Source organism: Stenotrophomonas sp. OVS01A (genome assembly GCF_019969775.1).
Lineage (GTDB): Bacteria > Pseudomonadota > Gammaproteobacteria > Xanthomonadales > Xanthomonadaceae > Stenotrophomonas > Stenotrophomonas indicatrix.
Map to the genome: position 1 here is coordinate 208,815 of NZ_JAHXYV010000005.1, position 14,362 is coordinate 223,176.

General features: G+C 65.9%; 12 protein-coding genes. 11 read left to right on the forward strand and 1 reads right to left on the reverse strand.

Going from position 1 to position 14,362, the window contains the following annotated elements; genetic code table 11:
• Nucleotides 1–89 precede the first annotated feature (89 nt).
• The 10 genes from LC407_RS16950 (at nucleotide 90) to LC407_RS16995 (ending at nucleotide 12,219) form a co-directional block, all read left to right on the forward strand.
• A complete protein-coding gene (locus tag LC407_RS16950; RefSeq protein ID WP_223483244.1) occupies nucleotides 90–950 on the forward strand; it encodes a YicC/YloC family endoribonuclease in 861 nt (286 codons plus the stop codon).
• Nucleotides 947–1,609, forward strand: a complete 663-nt coding sequence (gene gmk / locus LC407_RS16955; protein WP_218787930.1) for a guanylate kinase — start codon at nucleotides 947–949, stop codon at nucleotides 1,607–1,609. The genes LC407_RS16950 and gmk overlap by 4 nt, the downstream gene beginning before the upstream one ends.
• A gap of 110 nt (nucleotides 1,610–1,719) precedes the next feature.
• Nucleotides 1,720–2,019 (forward strand): DNA-directed RNA polymerase subunit omega, encoded by a 300-nt coding sequence (rpoZ, locus tag LC407_RS16960; RefSeq protein WP_005410877.1) that lies wholly within the window; start codon nucleotides 1,720–1,722, stop codon nucleotides 2,017–2,019.
• A 106-nt stretch (nucleotides 2,020–2,125) separates the two neighbouring features.
• Complete coding sequence (locus LC407_RS16965; protein WP_025874213.1) at nucleotides 2,126–4,288, forward strand: bifunctional (p)ppGpp synthetase/guanosine-3',5'-bis(diphosphate) 3'-pyrophosphohydrolase; 2,163 nt, start codon at nucleotides 2,126–2,128, stop codon at nucleotides 4,286–4,288.
• A 148-nt stretch (nucleotides 4,289–4,436) separates the two neighbouring features.
• A complete protein-coding gene (locus LC407_RS16970) occupies nucleotides 4,437–4,823 on the forward strand; it encodes a RidA family protein (protein ID WP_025874214.1) in 387 nt (128 codons plus the stop codon).
• Nucleotides 4,824–4,830: 7 nt separating this feature from the next.
• Nucleotides 4,831–6,942, forward strand: a complete 2,112-nt coding sequence (gene recG, locus LC407_RS16975; protein ID WP_059064985.1) for an ATP-dependent DNA helicase RecG — start codon at nucleotides 4,831–4,833, stop codon at nucleotides 6,940–6,942.
• A 909-nt stretch (nucleotides 6,943–7,851) separates the two neighbouring features.
• Entirely contained in the window at nucleotides 7,852–8,790 is a 939-nt protein-coding gene (locus tag LC407_RS16980; RefSeq protein ID WP_032976990.1) for a nucleoside hydrolase, read from the forward strand.
• An 87-nt stretch (nucleotides 8,791–8,877) separates the two neighbouring features.
• Nucleotides 8,878–9,120, forward strand: a complete 243-nt coding sequence (locus LC407_RS16985) for a type B 50S ribosomal protein L31 (RefSeq protein WP_006389217.1) — start codon at nucleotides 8,878–8,880, stop codon at nucleotides 9,118–9,120.
• 296 nt (nucleotides 9,121–9,416) lie between these two features.
• A complete protein-coding gene (locus tag LC407_RS16990) occupies nucleotides 9,417–10,694 on the forward strand; it encodes a citrate synthase (RefSeq protein WP_025874217.1) in 1,278 nt (425 codons plus the stop codon).
• 424 nt (nucleotides 10,695–11,118) lie between these two features.
• Complete coding sequence (locus tag LC407_RS16995) at nucleotides 11,119–12,219, forward strand: hypothetical protein (RefSeq protein ID WP_223483245.1); 1,101 nt, start codon at nucleotides 11,119–11,121, stop codon at nucleotides 12,217–12,219.
• Between the two features lie 237 nt (nucleotides 12,220–12,456).
• On the opposite strand, the gene LC407_RS17000 is transcribed toward LC407_RS16995, so the two are convergent.
• Nucleotides 12,457–13,230, reverse strand: a complete 774-nt coding sequence (locus LC407_RS17000) for a helix-turn-helix transcriptional regulator (RefSeq protein ID WP_223483246.1) — start codon at nucleotides 13,228–13,230, stop codon at nucleotides 12,457–12,459.
• Between the two features lie 93 nt (nucleotides 13,231–13,323).
• Here LC407_RS17000 and LC407_RS17005 point away from each other — a divergent pair, with 93 nt between their 5' ends.
• Nucleotides 13,324–14,091 carry an alpha/beta hydrolase gene (locus LC407_RS17005; RefSeq protein WP_223483247.1) on the forward strand — a complete coding sequence of 256 codons (768 nt, stop codon included), beginning with the start codon at nucleotides 13,324–13,326 and terminating at the stop codon, nucleotides 14,089–14,091.
• Nucleotides 14,092–14,362 lie beyond the last annotated feature (271 nt).

The window sequence follows — 14,362 nt, forward strand, 5'->3', positions numbered from 1 at the left end:
CCATCCCCGCGGCCTTCACGGGGCGGGGAAAGGGGCTCAAAAGAGACCGCTAGGGTACCATTCCCCCTTTGCAAGCACCGGATACATCCATGATTCGAAGCATGACGGCCTATGCCGGCGGCGAGCGCTCCACCCCGTGGGGAACGCTGGGCTGCGAGCTGCGCTCGGTCAACCACCGCTTCCTGGAAGTGGGCACGCGCCTGCCCGAGGAACTGCGCGCATTGGAACCGCAGCTGCGCGAACGCATTTCCGCGCGCCTGAGCCGTGGCAAGCTGGATCTGGTGATGCGCCTGCGCGCGCCGGACTCGGCTGCCAGCCTGCAGGTCAACGAGGTGCTGCTGGGCCAGCTGGGCCAGCTGGCGCACCGGCTGACCTCCGATTTCCCCAACCTGCAGGTCAGCTTCACCGACCTGCTGCAGCTGCCGGGCGTCACCCAGGGTGAGGCCACCGATGCGGCAGCCCTGCAGATTGAAGCACTGGCGCTGCTGGACCAGGTGCTGGAGGGCTTCATCGCCGCCCGCGAGCGTGAAGGCAATACGCTGGCCACCGCCATCGCCGAGCGCGTGGATGCCATCGAGCGCATCGCCGCGGAGGTCTGCACGCTGATTCCCGCCATTCGCGACGGCCAGCGCACCAAGCTCGCCGCTCGCCTGGCCGACCTGCCGCATCCGGTTGATCCGGGCCGCGCCGAGCAGGAACTGGTGATGTGGCTGCAGAAGCTGGACGTGGACGAGGAGCTGGATCGCCTGTCCAGCCATATCGTCGAGATCCGCCGCGTGCTCAAGCAGCGTGAACCGGTCGGCCGCCGTCTGGACTTCCTGCTGCAGGAGTTCAACCGCGAGGCCAACACGCTGGGCTCGAAGTCGGTGGACAGCCGCACGTCCAACGCCGCCGTCGAGCTGAAGGTGCTGATCGACCAGATCCGCGAGCAGGTGCAGAACATCGAATGAGCATTTCCACGCCCCCGGCCGCGATCGCACGCGGCACGCTGTACATCGTTGCCGCCCCCTCCGGCGCCGGCAAGAGCAGCATCGTCAACGCCACCCTGGCGCGCGACCCGCAGATTGCCCTGTCGATCTCCTTCACCTCGCGCGCCATGCGCCCGGGTGAAGTGAACGGCCAGCACTACCACTTCGTCAGCGCCGAGAAGTTCGAGGAAATGATCGCCGCTGGCGATTTCTTCGAACACGCCTGGGTGCATGGTGACTGGAAGGGCACCGCCCGGCAGTCGGTGGAGCCGCAGCTGGCGGCCGGCCAGGACGTGCTGCTGGAAATCGACTGGCAGGGTGCGCAGCAGGTGCGCCAGCTGGTGCCGGGCACGGTGACGGTGTTCATCCTGCCGCCGTCCAAGCAGGCCCTGCAGGACCGCATGCGCAAGCGTGGCCAGGACAGCGAGGCGGTCATCGCCCAGCGCCTGGGCGCCGCCCGCGATGAAATGCTGCACTTCAACGAGTTCGACTACGTCATCGTCAATGAAGTGTTCGACACCGCCGTGGATGAACTGTGTGCGATCTTCACCGCCAGCCGCCTGCGCCGGGACGCCCAGAAGGTCCGCCATGCCGGCCTGATCCAGGCCCTGCTGACCCCGGATGCGAGTTCAACTGATTGATTCCTAAAGGGTCCGGTGGGGGTTGGCTTGATTTTGTCCAGCCCCTGCCAGTACACTCCGTCCCCTTTCCCTCATTCGACTGAGCGGCCGACCGGTCGCCGGGAGCCCGTATGGCCCGCATTACCGTAGAAGATTGCCTGGAAGTCGTTAACAACCGTTTCGAGCTGGTGATGATGGCCTCCAAGCGCGCCCGTCAGCTCGCCAATGGCGTGCAGGCCACGCTGGACAACAGCGAGACCGAGGACAAGCCGACCGTGCTGGCGCTGCGCGAAATCGCTGCCCGCAAGATCGACAACGCGCTGATCGACGAAGTCGAGAAGGCCGAGCGTGAGCGCGCCGAGCGCGAAGCGCTGGAGTGGGCCGCCGCTGAAGTGGTCGCCGACGAAGACATGTCCAAGAACGACGATTGATCGCATCGATCAACGTCATTGCTGGATACGCCGAACAGCCCGCCCCGTGCGGGCTGTTTCGCATTCAGGGTTTGCCGTAAACGTCGCGCTGGCATAGGCTTTGGCCATGAACCCAGGCCCCACTGCCAAGGTCGCCGCAGTCCCCGCTGCCGCCGTACCCGATTACGTCCTCCAGCTCGAACGCGCCGCCCACTACCTGCCGCCCGAGCAGCTGCCGCTGCTGCGCCGTGCGTGGGAAGTCGGCGCCTCCGCGCACGCTGGGCAGACGCGCAAGTCGGGCGAACCCTACATCACCCATCCGGTGGCCGTGGCCCAGGTGCTGGCCGAGCTCGGCCTGGACGTGGAAGCGCTGATCGCCGCGATCCTGCACGACACCATCGAAGACACCCCGCTGACCCGCGAGGCCCTGTCGGCCGAGTTCGGCGAAGCCGTGGCCGAACTGGTGGACGGCGTCACCAAGCTGGACAAGCTGAAGTTCCGCGACCGCCAGGAAGCGGCCGCCGAGAGCTTCCGCAAGATGCTGCTGGCGATGTCGCGCGACCTGCGCGTGATCATGATCAAGCTGGCCGACCGCCTGCACAACATGCGCACGCTGGGCGCGCAGAGCCGCGAAGCGCGTGGCCGCATCGCCCGCGAGACGTTGGAGATCTACGCCCCGATCGCGCAGCGGCTGGGCATGAGCCTGGTCAAGAGCGAACTGCAGAACCTTGGCTTCAAGGCGCTGTACCCGTGGCGCCACGCGATCCTGGAAAAGCACATCCGCAGCCAGCCGGTCGTGCGCCGCGAGGCGCTGGCGCAGGTGGAAGTGCAGCTGTCGCAGCGCTTGGCCAAGGAAGGCATCGAGCACCGCCTGGTCAGCCGCATCAAGACCCCGTGGAGCATCTACAACAAGATGCGCGACGAGAACAAATCCTTCGACCAGGTGATGGATGTGTTCGGCTTCCGCCTGGTCGTGCGCGGCGTACCGCAGTGCTACCACTCGCTGGGCGCGGTGCATGCCGCGTTCAAGCCGCTGGATGGGCGCTTCCGCGATTTCATCGCCATTCCCAAGGCCAACGGCTACCAGTCGCTGCACACGGTACTGTTCGGCCCGTATGGTTCGCCGATCGAGGTGCAGATCCGCACCGAGGAAATGGACCTGATCGCCGAGCGCGGCGTGGCTGCGCACTGGACCTACAAGTTCGGCGGTGATTCGCCCAACAGCGCGCAGAGCCGCGCCCACGCCTGGATCGTCGAACTGATCGATTCGCAGCGGGCCGCCGGTTCGTCGCTGGAGTTCCTCGACAACGTCAAGGTCGACCTGTTCCCGGACGAGGTCTACCTGTTCACTCCCAAGGGCAAGATCCTGGCCCTGCCGCGCAATTCCACCGCGCTCGACTTCGCCTACGCCGTGCATACCGACGTCGGCAACATGGCCGTGGCCTCGCGCGTGGACAAGAAACTGGTGCCGCTGCGCACCAAGCTGGTGTCCGGGCAGTCGGTGGAGATCATCACCGCGCGCTCGGCCACGCCCAAGCCGCAGTGGCTCGAATTCGTGGTGACCAGCAAGGCGCGCACCGCCATCCGCCACCAGCTCAAGCAGCTGGAGCACGAAGACGCCGTGCAGTTGGGCCACCGCATGCTCGACCGCGCGCTGGAGGCGATGGACAGCTCGCTGGAGCGCCTGCCCAAGGGCCGCCTGGATGCCTTCCTGGCCGAACACCGGTTCCCGCGCCTGGAGGCCCTGCTGGCGGAAGTCGCGCTGGGCAACTGGATGCCGACCCAGGCCGCGCAGGCACTGATGGCCTACGCCGAACTGCGCGGCGGCGCGCATTCGCGCCACAGTTCGCAGGAAAAGATCCTGATCAACGGCAGCGAGCGTGGCGTGGTCACCTTCGCCGGCTGCTGCCAGCCCATTCCGGGCGACGACATCATGGGCTACCACACGGCCGGCAAGGGCATCGTGGTGCACCGCATGGATTGCCCGAACCTGGCCGAACTGCGCAAGTCGCCCGAGCGGTGGGTGCTGATCGGCTGGGATACCACCGTATCCGGCGACTACGACACCTCGCTGGTGGTGGAAGTGGAGAACGGTACCGGCGTGCTTGCACAGCTGGCCGCGGCGATCGCGCAGAGCCATTCCAACATCGAGCGCGTGGATTACCTGGACCGCGACTTCAACGCCGCAGTGCTGGCGTTCAACATCCAGGTGCGCGACCGCAACCATCTGGCCGAAGTGATGCGTCGCCTGCGCCGCCTGTCGGTCGTGCAGGCCGTTCGCCGGCAGTAGATCCACGCCATGCGTGGATGACGTTCCGCGCACACAACGCACGGGGTCGGATCCGTTTCCCGCCGGGAAACGGATCCGACCCCAGCCGACATTGCCCCCACCCGGTACAATCACCGCTCTGTTTTCCCCCAACGCACCGGAGCGACCCATGTCCCGCCAGATCATCAACACCGAAAAGGCCCCGGCCGCCATCGGCCCGTACTCGCAGGCCGTGCGCGCCGGCAACACCGTGTATTTCTCCGGCCAGATTCCGCTCGACCCGGCCACCGGCGACATCGTCGGCGTCGGTGACGTCGAAGCGCAGGCCCGTCGTGCCTTCGACAACCTCAAGGCCGTGGCCGAAGCCGCCGGCGGTTCGCTGGACAAGGTCGTGCGCCTGGGCCTGTACCTGACCGACCTGGCCGAATTCGCCAAGGTCAACGCGGTGATGCAGGACTACTTCCAGGCCCCGTTCCCGGCCCGTTCCACCATCGAAGTCTCCGGCCTGCCGAAGGGCGCCAACTTCGAGGTCGACGCGGTGATGGTCATCGACTGACCGCCACGTGGCACGCAAGGCGGCGGTCACCCCGGCACTGGCACCGTCCGGTGAAGCATCGCTTGCGATGCTCGCCGGCGTCGGGCCGGCCGTGGCCGCCAAGCTGCAGGCGCGTGGCCTGGCCACCCTGCAGGATCTCTGGCTGCACCTGCCGCTGCGCTATGAAGACCGTACCCGGCTGACCCGCATCGAAGACCTGCGCAACGGCATTCCGGCGCAGGTGGAAGTGCGGGTGGTGGCCGTCGAGCGCGGCATGCGCTACCGGCCGATGCTGAAAGTGGCAGTGGAGGATGAAGGGCAGGGCACCCTGGTGCTGCGCTTCTTCCATTTCCGCCAGCAGCAGGTCGGCCAGTTCGCGGTCGGCAACCGTCTGCGCTGCTTTGGTACGCCCAAACCGGGTCACCTCGGGTTGGAGATTGTCCATCCCAGCTACCAGGTACTGGGCCGCAACGACGATCCCGATCTCGGCGACCGCCTCGACCCGGTGTATCCCACCGTCGAAGGCGTCGGCCCGATGACGATGCGCAAGCTGATCGGCCAGGCGCTTGATCGCCTGCCGGAAGAAAGCACGCTGGAACTGCTGCCGACCGGCTGGCTCGAGGGCCTCGGCCTGCCATCGCTGCGCAGTGCGCTGCTGACCGTGCATCAACCACCGCCGGATGCAGACCTGGCCGCACTTGCCGCCGGTACCCATCCAGCGCAGCGCCGGCTGGCAATGGAAGAACTGCTGGCGCACCACCTCAGCCTGCGTCGCCAGCGCATTGCGTTGCAGGCGCATCACGCGCCGCCGCTGGCCGGTCCCGGCAAGCTGGCCAAGGCGTTGTTGAAGCAGTTGCCGTTCGCGTTGACCGGCGCGCAGGCACGCGTGTTCAAGCAGATCCGCGAAGACCTTGCGCGCCCCAGCCCGATGCTGCGGCTGGTGCAGGGCGATGTCGGCTCGGGCAAGACCGTGGTGGCGGCATTGGCAGCGATGCTGGCGGTTGAGCAGGGCAAGCAGGTCGCACTGGCCGCCCCCACCGAACTGCTGGCCGAACAGCATCTCAACAACCTGCGCGGCTGGCTGGAGCCGTTGGGCGTGCGCATCGCCTGGCTGGCCGGCAAGGTCACCGGCAAGGCGCGCGCGAAGGTGATGGAACAGGTTGCCAACGGCGAAGCGCAGGTGGTTGTGGGTACCCACGCACTGATGCAGGAGGCGGTGGTATTCCACGATCTGGCGCTGGCCATCGTCGATGAGCAGCACCGCTTCGGCGTTCACCAGCGCCTGGCGCTGCGCGACAAAGGCAAGGGCGGCAACAACGTGCCGCACCAGCTGGTGATGACCGCCACGCCGATTCCGCGCACGCTGGCGATGTCCGAATACGCCGACCTGGATGTATCGGCCATCGACGAACTGCCGCCGGGCCGCACGCCGGTGCAGACCGTGGCACTGAACAACGATCGCCGCCCCGAGCTGATCGAGCGCATCGCCCTGGCCTGCCGCGAAGGGCGGCAGGTGTACTGGGTGTGCACGCTCATCGAAGAAAGCGAAGAACTGGATGCCACCCCGGCACAGGCCACCTACGAATCGCTGCAGGCGCTGCTGCCGGGCGTGCGCGTGGGGCTGGTGCATGGCCGGCTGAAAGCGGCCGAGAAGCTGGCGACGATGGTCGCGTTCAAGGCCGGCGACATCGACCTGCTGGTGGCCACCACCGTGATCGAAGTCGGCGTGGACGTGCCCAACGCCTCGCTGATGGTGATCGAGAACGCCGAGCGCCTGGGCCTGGCCCAGCTGCACCAGCTGCGTGGCCGCGTCGGCCGTGGTTCGGCGGTGTCGCGCTGCGTGCTGCTGTACCAGGCACCGCTTTCGCAGATGGCACGCGAACGCCTGCAGACCATGCGCGAAACCAACGACGGTTTCGTCATTGCCGAGAAGGATCTGGAGCTGCGCGGGCCCGGCGAACTGCTGGGCACCCGGCAGACCGGCCTGGCCGGTTTCCGCATTGCCGATCTGGCCCGCGATGCCGGCCTGCTGCCGGGCGTGCATGCGCTGGCCGAACGCCTGCTGGCGCAGCAACCGGCGCTTGCAGATCGCGTGGTGCAGCGCTGGATCGGTACGGCCGTGCGCTACGCCTCGGCGTAAGGATCGGGCAGCCGGCCGGGGTTAGAGCCCTTGCCCTGCGACCAACGAATCCGACCCCTGCATTTCCTACGCTGCCGGCAACTGCGTGCCCATGTATTCGGCCAAACCCCGGCATGCCAGCAGCAACCCGAAGGGATAACGGGACGCGGTCATGTCGGCGGTCCTTGTGCGCAAGGCAGGAGGCCACGCACGCGAAGGCGAGGGTGGCGGACGGTGAGTGGTTCCAATACCGGTGACTGCCTCAAGAACGCCGGCGGGCGCGAAGCCCCCACGCACCGCCCGCCATAGAACGCGCGGACGGATTGCCTGCCGGACGCCACGCAGTAACACGCGCGCAATGCCGGCAGGCAAGCGTAAACAACAAGGCAGTCAAACGGGATTGGAAGCCCGCGCCATCCGTTGTCGATGGCCTCCCATGTTTTCCATGAAGGACCGTGCGCCTCAATGAGAAAAGTTGGAGAGATCGAAAACGCTGCAATTGCAGCGCGGCCCCGCCCGGCACGCCGATTACGTCATCTTTCCCGATCCCGCCGACGTCCATCCACGCATGGCGTGGATCTACCGTGTCGACCAAGGTCGACACCCACCAACAGCAGCAGGGTCGGCACCCACCAAAAGCAGGTCATGCCATTCCGACAGATCGCGGAAATCTGTCGAAGGCGGGGTGGGTCCGGTTGCGGGGGCGTGAGCCGCATGGATGCGGCGACCGAGCTTACATGGATGTACTTGCAGCGTCCCCCGCAACCGGACCCACCCCGCCATCCCACGGAATGCCAGCTTCTGCCGTTGCCGTTGCCGTTGCCGTTGATTCGGCGGGTGCCGGGCGCAGCCCGGCCGAACCCGAACCCCCGTACTTGCAACGGTCATCATCCCGGTCCACACTTCGTTGCCGATCTGAAGACGGCAACGATGACCAAGAAGATCCCGCTGTTGATCGATACCGACCCCGGTGTCGACGACGCACTGGCCCTGCTGATGGCCTTCGCCGATGAACGGCATGACGTGGTCGCCCTGACCATCGCCGCCGGCAACGTAGGCCTGCAGTACACCGTCCGCAACGCCCTCAAGCTCTGCGACATCGTCGGCCGCACCGACGTGCCGGTGTTCGCCGGCAGCCCCGATCCGCTGCTGCATCCGTCCGTCGACGCCGCCCACGTGCATGGCCGCGATGGCTATGGCGATGTGGACCTGCCGCCGCCGAGCCGCCAGGCCGACGCCGAGCACGCCGCGCTGGCCATCCTGCGCCTGTCGCACCAGCATGCCGGCGAACTGATGCTGGTGATGCTCGGCCCGCTGACCAACCTGGCGCTGGCGCTGAAACTCGATCCGACCCTGCCCCAGCGCATCAAGCGCATCGTGGTGATGGGCGGCGCAGTCACCTGCCACGGCAACATCACCCCCGCCGCCGAATTCAACATCGCCTTCGATCCGGAAGCCGCGCATGTGGTGTTCACCGCGTTCCCGCACTTGCTGGTGTCGGACTGGGAAGCCACCGTTGCACACGGCCTGCCGTTGGCCGAAGCCGAGCAATGGCTGGGTGCCGATTCCGATCGCGCGCGCTTCTACGAGCTGATCTCGCGCAAGACCCGTGGCCTGTCCGAAGACAGCAAGGGCGGCCGCTGGTATACCGCCGACGCGCTGGCCATGGCCTGGGCGCTGAACCCGGAAGGGCAGCTGCAGGTTGAATCGCGGCCGCTGAATGTGGAACTGAACGGCACGTTCAGCCGCGGCGCGACCATCGTCGACTGGAACCGCCAGACCGGCCAGGCGGACAACTGCGACCTGCTGATGGCCTACGACCAAGGGCGTTTCGAGGCCCTGGTACGCCAGGCCCTGGGTGCGGACTGAGGTCAGCCCCCTGCACTGGTTGCCCCGGGCGGCAACCAGTGCTTATAATGCCGCTCTTGACCACCAGCCCATTTACGGTGTGAGCCCATGAAGGCCGATATCCATCCGAACTACCGCGACGTCGTCTTCCATGACGTCACCTCCGATTTCAAGATCCTGACCCGCTCGACCATGAGCACGAAGGAAACCATCAAGTGGGAAGACGGCAACGACTACCCGCTGGTGAAGGTTGAAATTTCCTCGGCTTCGCACCCGTTCTACACGGGCAAGCACAAGGTCATCGACACCTCGGGCCGTATCGACAAGTTCCAGAAGCGCTACGCGCGCTGATACGTCGTTCCCGGTTCGAACCGACGGCCGCGCTCTGCGCGGCCGTTTGTTTTTGTCCAGCGCCTGCCCAACGGGCGTTTGGATGGACGGAACACTGCGTCCTTGTGACAACGCTTTTGCCGATCCCGGCCGCTCGCTGGCAGGGTGCCGGCTGCCTGTCGTCTACGACTTCTGTCTAGCGCCCGGCAAATGCTGCTGTGCGATAATGACCTGATCCCCGGCACAGGCCGAGGACGTCATTCACGTGCCTGACCAATGCGCTTGGGCAGGCGCCTTCCCATGAAGGAGCGCACACAGTGTCCGATCTTGATCAGGTCACGCTCAACGCCGGCGATAAGTCGGTCGTTCTGCCCGTCATCAAACCCACCCTCGGCAACGACTGCGTCGACATCGCGAAGCTGACCAAGGAAACGGGGTATTTCACCTACGATTCCGGTTTCACCGCGACGGCCAGCTGCAAGTCCGCCATCACCTACATCGACGGCGACAAGGGCGTGCTGCTGTATCGCGGCTACCCGATCGAGCAGCTGTCGGAAAAGTCGAGCTACGTCGAAGTGGCCTACCTGCTGATCAACGGCGAGCGCCCGAGCGCCGAGCAGCTGAAGGCCTTCACCGACGAGCTGGCTGCCGAAGCCAACGTCGATGAGTCGATCAACACCCTGATCGGCAGCTTCGCCAAGGATGCCCATCCGATGGCCATCCTGACCGCCGCCATCGCGCAGCTGTCGGGCATCTACCACGCCTCGCTGGACCTGTCCGACGCCGAACAGCGCCGCCAGGCTGCCGTGCGCCTGATCGCCAAGGTGCCGACCCTGTCGGCGCTGATCTACCGCCACGGCAAGGGCCTGCCGGCCAACAAGCCGGATACCTCGCTGGACTACGTCAGCCGCTTCCTGAAGCAGACCTTCGAGTCGGCTGATGGCAAGTACGAGCTGAACCAGGACGTGGTCAAGGCACTGGACCTGCTGTTCATCCTGCACGCCGACCACGAACAGAACGCGTCGACCTCGACCGTGCGTCTGGTCGGTTCGACCGGTGCCAACCCGTATGCGTCGGTCGCCGCTGGCGTCACCGCGCTGTGGGGTCCGGCCCACGGCGGTGCCAACGAAGCCGTGCTGAAGATGCTGGAAGAGATCGGTTCGGCCGACAACGTCGAGTCGGCCGTGCTCAAGGCCAAGGACAAGACCTCCGGCTTCCGCCTGATGGGCTTCGGCCACCGCGTGTACAAGAACTTCGACCCGCGCGCCAAGGTCATCGGCGAGATGACCGGCAAGGTGCTCAAGCAGCTGGGCGTGCAGGATCCGCTGCTGGACGTGGCCGTGAAGCTGGAACAGGCCGCGCTGCAGGACGAGTATTTCGTCGCGCGCAAGCTGTACCCGAACGTCGATTTCTACAGCGGCATCATCTACAAGGCGCTGCAGATCCCGACCGAGATGTTCACCGTCATGTTCGCCCTGGGCCGTACCTCTGGCTGGGTCTCGCATTGGCTGGAACAGCAGGTCGACCCGGAAATGAAGATCGGCCGTCCGCGCCAGGTCTACACCGGCCACGACGTGCGCGACTACCAGGGCTGATCGCCTGCGGTAGGTTGTGCTGAAGACGCCCCGCGATTGCGGGGCGTTTTTTTTGCTTCGCTTTGGGTAGATGCCAACCTTGGTTGGCAAGCTTTCGGCGCCCGCGAAACATCATCCACGCATGGCGTGGATCTACTGCGCTCCGGCTTCGGTGGGTGCCAACCTTGGTTGGCACGATTTGAGTGTCCGCGAAACATCATCCACGCATGGCGTGGATCTACTGCGCCCCGGCTTCGGTAGATGCCAACCTTGGTTGGCACGCTTTCCCATCCACGCGTGGCGTGGATCTCCTGCGCCCGGGCGCTTGGCACGATGTTCGCCGCGGCAAGACCGCGTGATTCAAGGGTCTCACCAGCTTCACAAGCGCTCGCGCAGCCTCAGGACGCCAGCTGCACCTGCAGCACTGATACGGAGCGTCCAACCCATGAGTACCCGTTTCGACCTGCCCGAGCGCGATCCACTCGGTCCTGACATCGCCACCGTGGTGGCCACTCCCGTCGTGCCACCGCCCAGCGAAAGCGCGGTGTCCTGGGGCGCCATTTTCGCCGGCGCCGTTGCGGCCGCCGCACTGTCGCTGATCCTGTTGATCCTGGGCGTTGGCCTCGGCCTGTCCTCGGTTTCGCCCTGGTCGTTCGAAGGGGTGTCCAAGGAAACCTTCGGCTGGACCAGCGTCGCGTGGCTGACCTTCACCGCGCTGGCCGCTTCCGGTCTTGGCGGCTACCTGGCCGGTCGCCTGCGCACCAAGTGGACGCAGCTGCACGGTGATGAAACCTACTTCCGCGACACCGCGCACGGCTTCGTGTCCTGGGCTGTGGCGACCCTGCTCACTGCTGGCCTGTTGACCTCGGCCATCGGTGGCGTGCTGGGCGCCGGCGCAAAGGTTGCCGGCGCGACCGCAGGCGCCGCTGCCACCACTGCCGGTGCTGCCGTGGCCGGAGCTGGCAGCGCTGCTGCAGGCGCACCGGAGAGCGACCTCAACTACTGGGTGGATTCGCTGTTCCGCGGTGCCACCACGGCGGGCCCGGACGCTGCCGGTGCACCTCCGGTTGCGCCGGCAGCGGGCGCAGCGCCGGGTACCAGCCCAATGGACCCTGCCGCACCGCCGCCGCCCCCGACCGCCGCCAGCGTTGGCCCACGTGACGCCCGCACGGCCCCGCCGCCGCCGCGCCCGATGCCGGGCAATGGCCCGATGGGCGACCGCCGCGAAGTCCGTGCCGAAGTGAACCGCATCATCGTCAACAGTCTGCAGGGGGACGGCCTGGACCCGGCCGATACCCAGTACCTGTCGCAGCTGATCGCGCGCGAGACGGGCATGAGCCCGGCTGAAGCGCAGGCCCGTGTGACCGACGTGCAGACCCGCATGCGTGCTGCGCTGGAAAAGGCCAAGAACACCGCCAAGCAAGCTGCCGACGATGCGCGCAAGGCCACGGCCTATGCCGCACTGTGGCTGTTCATCACCCTGCTGATCGGCGCGTTCTTCGCCAGCCTCAGCGCCACCTGGGGCGGCCGTCGCCGCGACCTGTAACCCGCATCTGATGCAAGGAGACCTGCCATGAAAACGCTTCTGCTCTGGTTCTTGGGCGTGCCGATTCCGCTGTTGATCCTGTACGCGATCTTCTTCTGAGATCCTGTCGTTGAGTGAGATCCATCAGGCCGCCGCGAGGCGGCCTGATGCCATCCAGTTGCACATGGACATTTACAGCGTCGAGCGACGCTCGACCCACGCGCGCAGCGCGCATGACAACCAAGCATCGGCCGAGTACTACGCTTCTGCGTACCGGCTCGGCGAACATCCCAGCACACGTCGGAAGGCAGCAGAAAACGCGCTCGGGCTTGCATAGCCCAGGTCCAATGCCACGCGCGTCACCGCCTGGCCCTGTCCCAGCCGCTCGATGGCCACCAGCAGGCACACCTGCTGCCGCCACTCGGCAAAACCCACCCCGGTACCGGCGCGGAACAGGCGCGTGAACGTGCGCCGGCTCATGCCTGCTTCGGCGGCAACGTCATCGAGGCGCACTGCCAGCGAAGGACTGTCGAGCAATGCGCGGCAGACACGTGCGAGGCGTGCATCGGCGGGCAGCGGTGCATGCAGGGAAAGTGTCGGCATCGATGCGATTTCCGCCACCAGCAGCTGCATCAGTTTGCCTGCGCGCCCGTCCTCGTCGTACAGCGGGGGCAGGTCCACGGCCGCCTCCAGCAGCTGCTGCAACAGCGCAGAGACCGCGTACACCCGGCAGTGCTCCGGCAGCGCCACGGCGTCGGCCGCATCGGCGGAGAGAAAGGCGTTGAGCATCGTCACTGGCCCGCGCATGGTCATCTCATGCGCCAAGCCTGCAGGCACCCAGCAGGCGCGCTGTGGGGGAACCAGCCACCGCCCCTGCGGCGTAGCCACACTGATGGTGCCGCGCGCAGCGAACGCGAACTGCCCGCGCCGGTGGGCATGGCGGGGAAACGCAAATTCGGCGGCGTAGTCGTTCGAGGTGACCACGACATCGCGTGGCAGGTCTTCGTAGGGATCAAGCAGCGAATTGCGCATGGCCCGGATTCTATAGCGATTGACCCGTCATCGACGGTGGGCCGGATCCGCGCTGTCTAGCATCAACGCTCCCCTCAGCTGTAATGGAACCACATGACCAATACTTTCCATCGCGTGGGACACGGACCCCATGCTGTCCTGGTGCTGCACGGCTGGTTCGGCGACGCGCACGCGTTCGAGCCCATCGAGCCATGGCTGTCGCGCGACGACTTCAGCTACATCTTCATGGACTGCCGGGGCTACGGCGGCATGCGCGATGCACGGGGGGCCTATACCATCGGCCAGATTGCATCCGATGCATTGGATCTGATGGCCGCCCTGGGCCACGAACGCTTCAGCGTGGCGGGTCATTCGATGGGCGGCATGGCCATTGAACGAATGGCGGTGCTTGCGCCGGAACGGGTACACGGCATGGTGGCCATTGCGCCGGTGCCCTGCGGCGGCATTGCCTACGACGCCGCGACGCGAAGCCTGCTTGAAACGGCAGCCGGGGACGTAGGCGTGCGTCGGACCATCATCGATCGCAGTACCGGCGGGCGGCTGCCAGCGCAATGGCTCGACTGGAAGGCCGCGTATTCGGCGGCACACGCTTCACCTGCAGCATTTGCTGCCTATCTTCCAGCATGGGCGGATACCGATTTCAGCAATGAGATCGTCGGCAAGCATCGGTTGAAGGTGCTGGTGGGTAGGCACGATCCCACCTTCAACCGCGCACTGATGGAGCGCACCTATCTGCGCCGCTACCGGCAGGTCACGATGGAGGTCCTGGAGGATGCCGGGCATTACCCGATGAACGAAACGCCGCTGGCCCTGGTGGCGGCCATGGAATCGTTCCTGAAAGAGGCGTCGGTTCCGGGATGAATGGTTTCTGGCACGGGAGGTCGTTTCCACATCTTTTCGGATCATCACATCCGCGACCAGCGTGACGACCAGCCTGTGGTGCTGCCGGGCACGCTGGTGGCCAGGATTGACCACCAGCGCTCAGCACGAGCACCCGTGCGTCGATCATGGCTCGACTCTGCAAAGTGCATGTCTCGCAATGAGGTTTGTTGCAAAGACCGGTTGAGGAAATTTGCATAACCCTCAAACATTGAACGCCTTCAAAGAATTTCCTTAACGTTCAGCTATTTAG

Excerpts from the sequence above, each read along its gene's own strand:
- LC407_RS16995 (WP_223483245.1), top strand. The coding sequence starts at position 11,119 with ATGAGTACCCGTTTCGACCTGCCCGAGCGCGATCCACTCGGTCCTGAC.
- LC407_RS17005 (WP_223483247.1), top strand. The coding sequence starts at position 13,324 with ATGACCAATACTTTCCATCGCGTGGGACACGGACCCCATGCTGTCCTG.
- LC407_RS16985 (WP_006389217.1), top strand. The coding sequence starts at position 8,878 with ATGAAGGCCGATATCCATCCGAACTACCGCGACGTCGTCTTCCATGAC.
- LC407_RS17000 (WP_223483246.1), bottom strand. The coding sequence starts at position 13,230 with ATGCGCAATTCGCTGCTTGATCCCTACGAAGACCTGCCACGCGATGTC.
- gmk (WP_218787930.1), top strand. The coding sequence starts at position 947 with ATGAGCATTTCCACGCCCCCGGCCGCGATCGCACGCGGCACGCTGTAC.
- LC407_RS16950 (WP_223483244.1), top strand. The coding sequence starts at position 90 with ATGATTCGAAGCATGACGGCCTATGCCGGCGGCGAGCGCTCCACCCCG.
- LC407_RS16980 (WP_032976990.1), top strand. The coding sequence starts at position 7,852 with ATGACCAAGAAGATCCCGCTGTTGATCGATACCGACCCCGGTGTCGAC.
- LC407_RS16965 (WP_025874213.1), top strand. The coding sequence starts at position 2,126 with ATGAACCCAGGCCCCACTGCCAAGGTCGCCGCAGTCCCCGCTGCCGCC.
- LC407_RS16970 (WP_025874214.1), top strand. The coding sequence starts at position 4,437 with ATGTCCCGCCAGATCATCAACACCGAAAAGGCCCCGGCCGCCATCGGC.
- rpoZ (WP_005410877.1), top strand. The coding sequence starts at position 1,720 with ATGGCCCGCATTACCGTAGAAGATTGCCTGGAAGTCGTTAACAACCGT.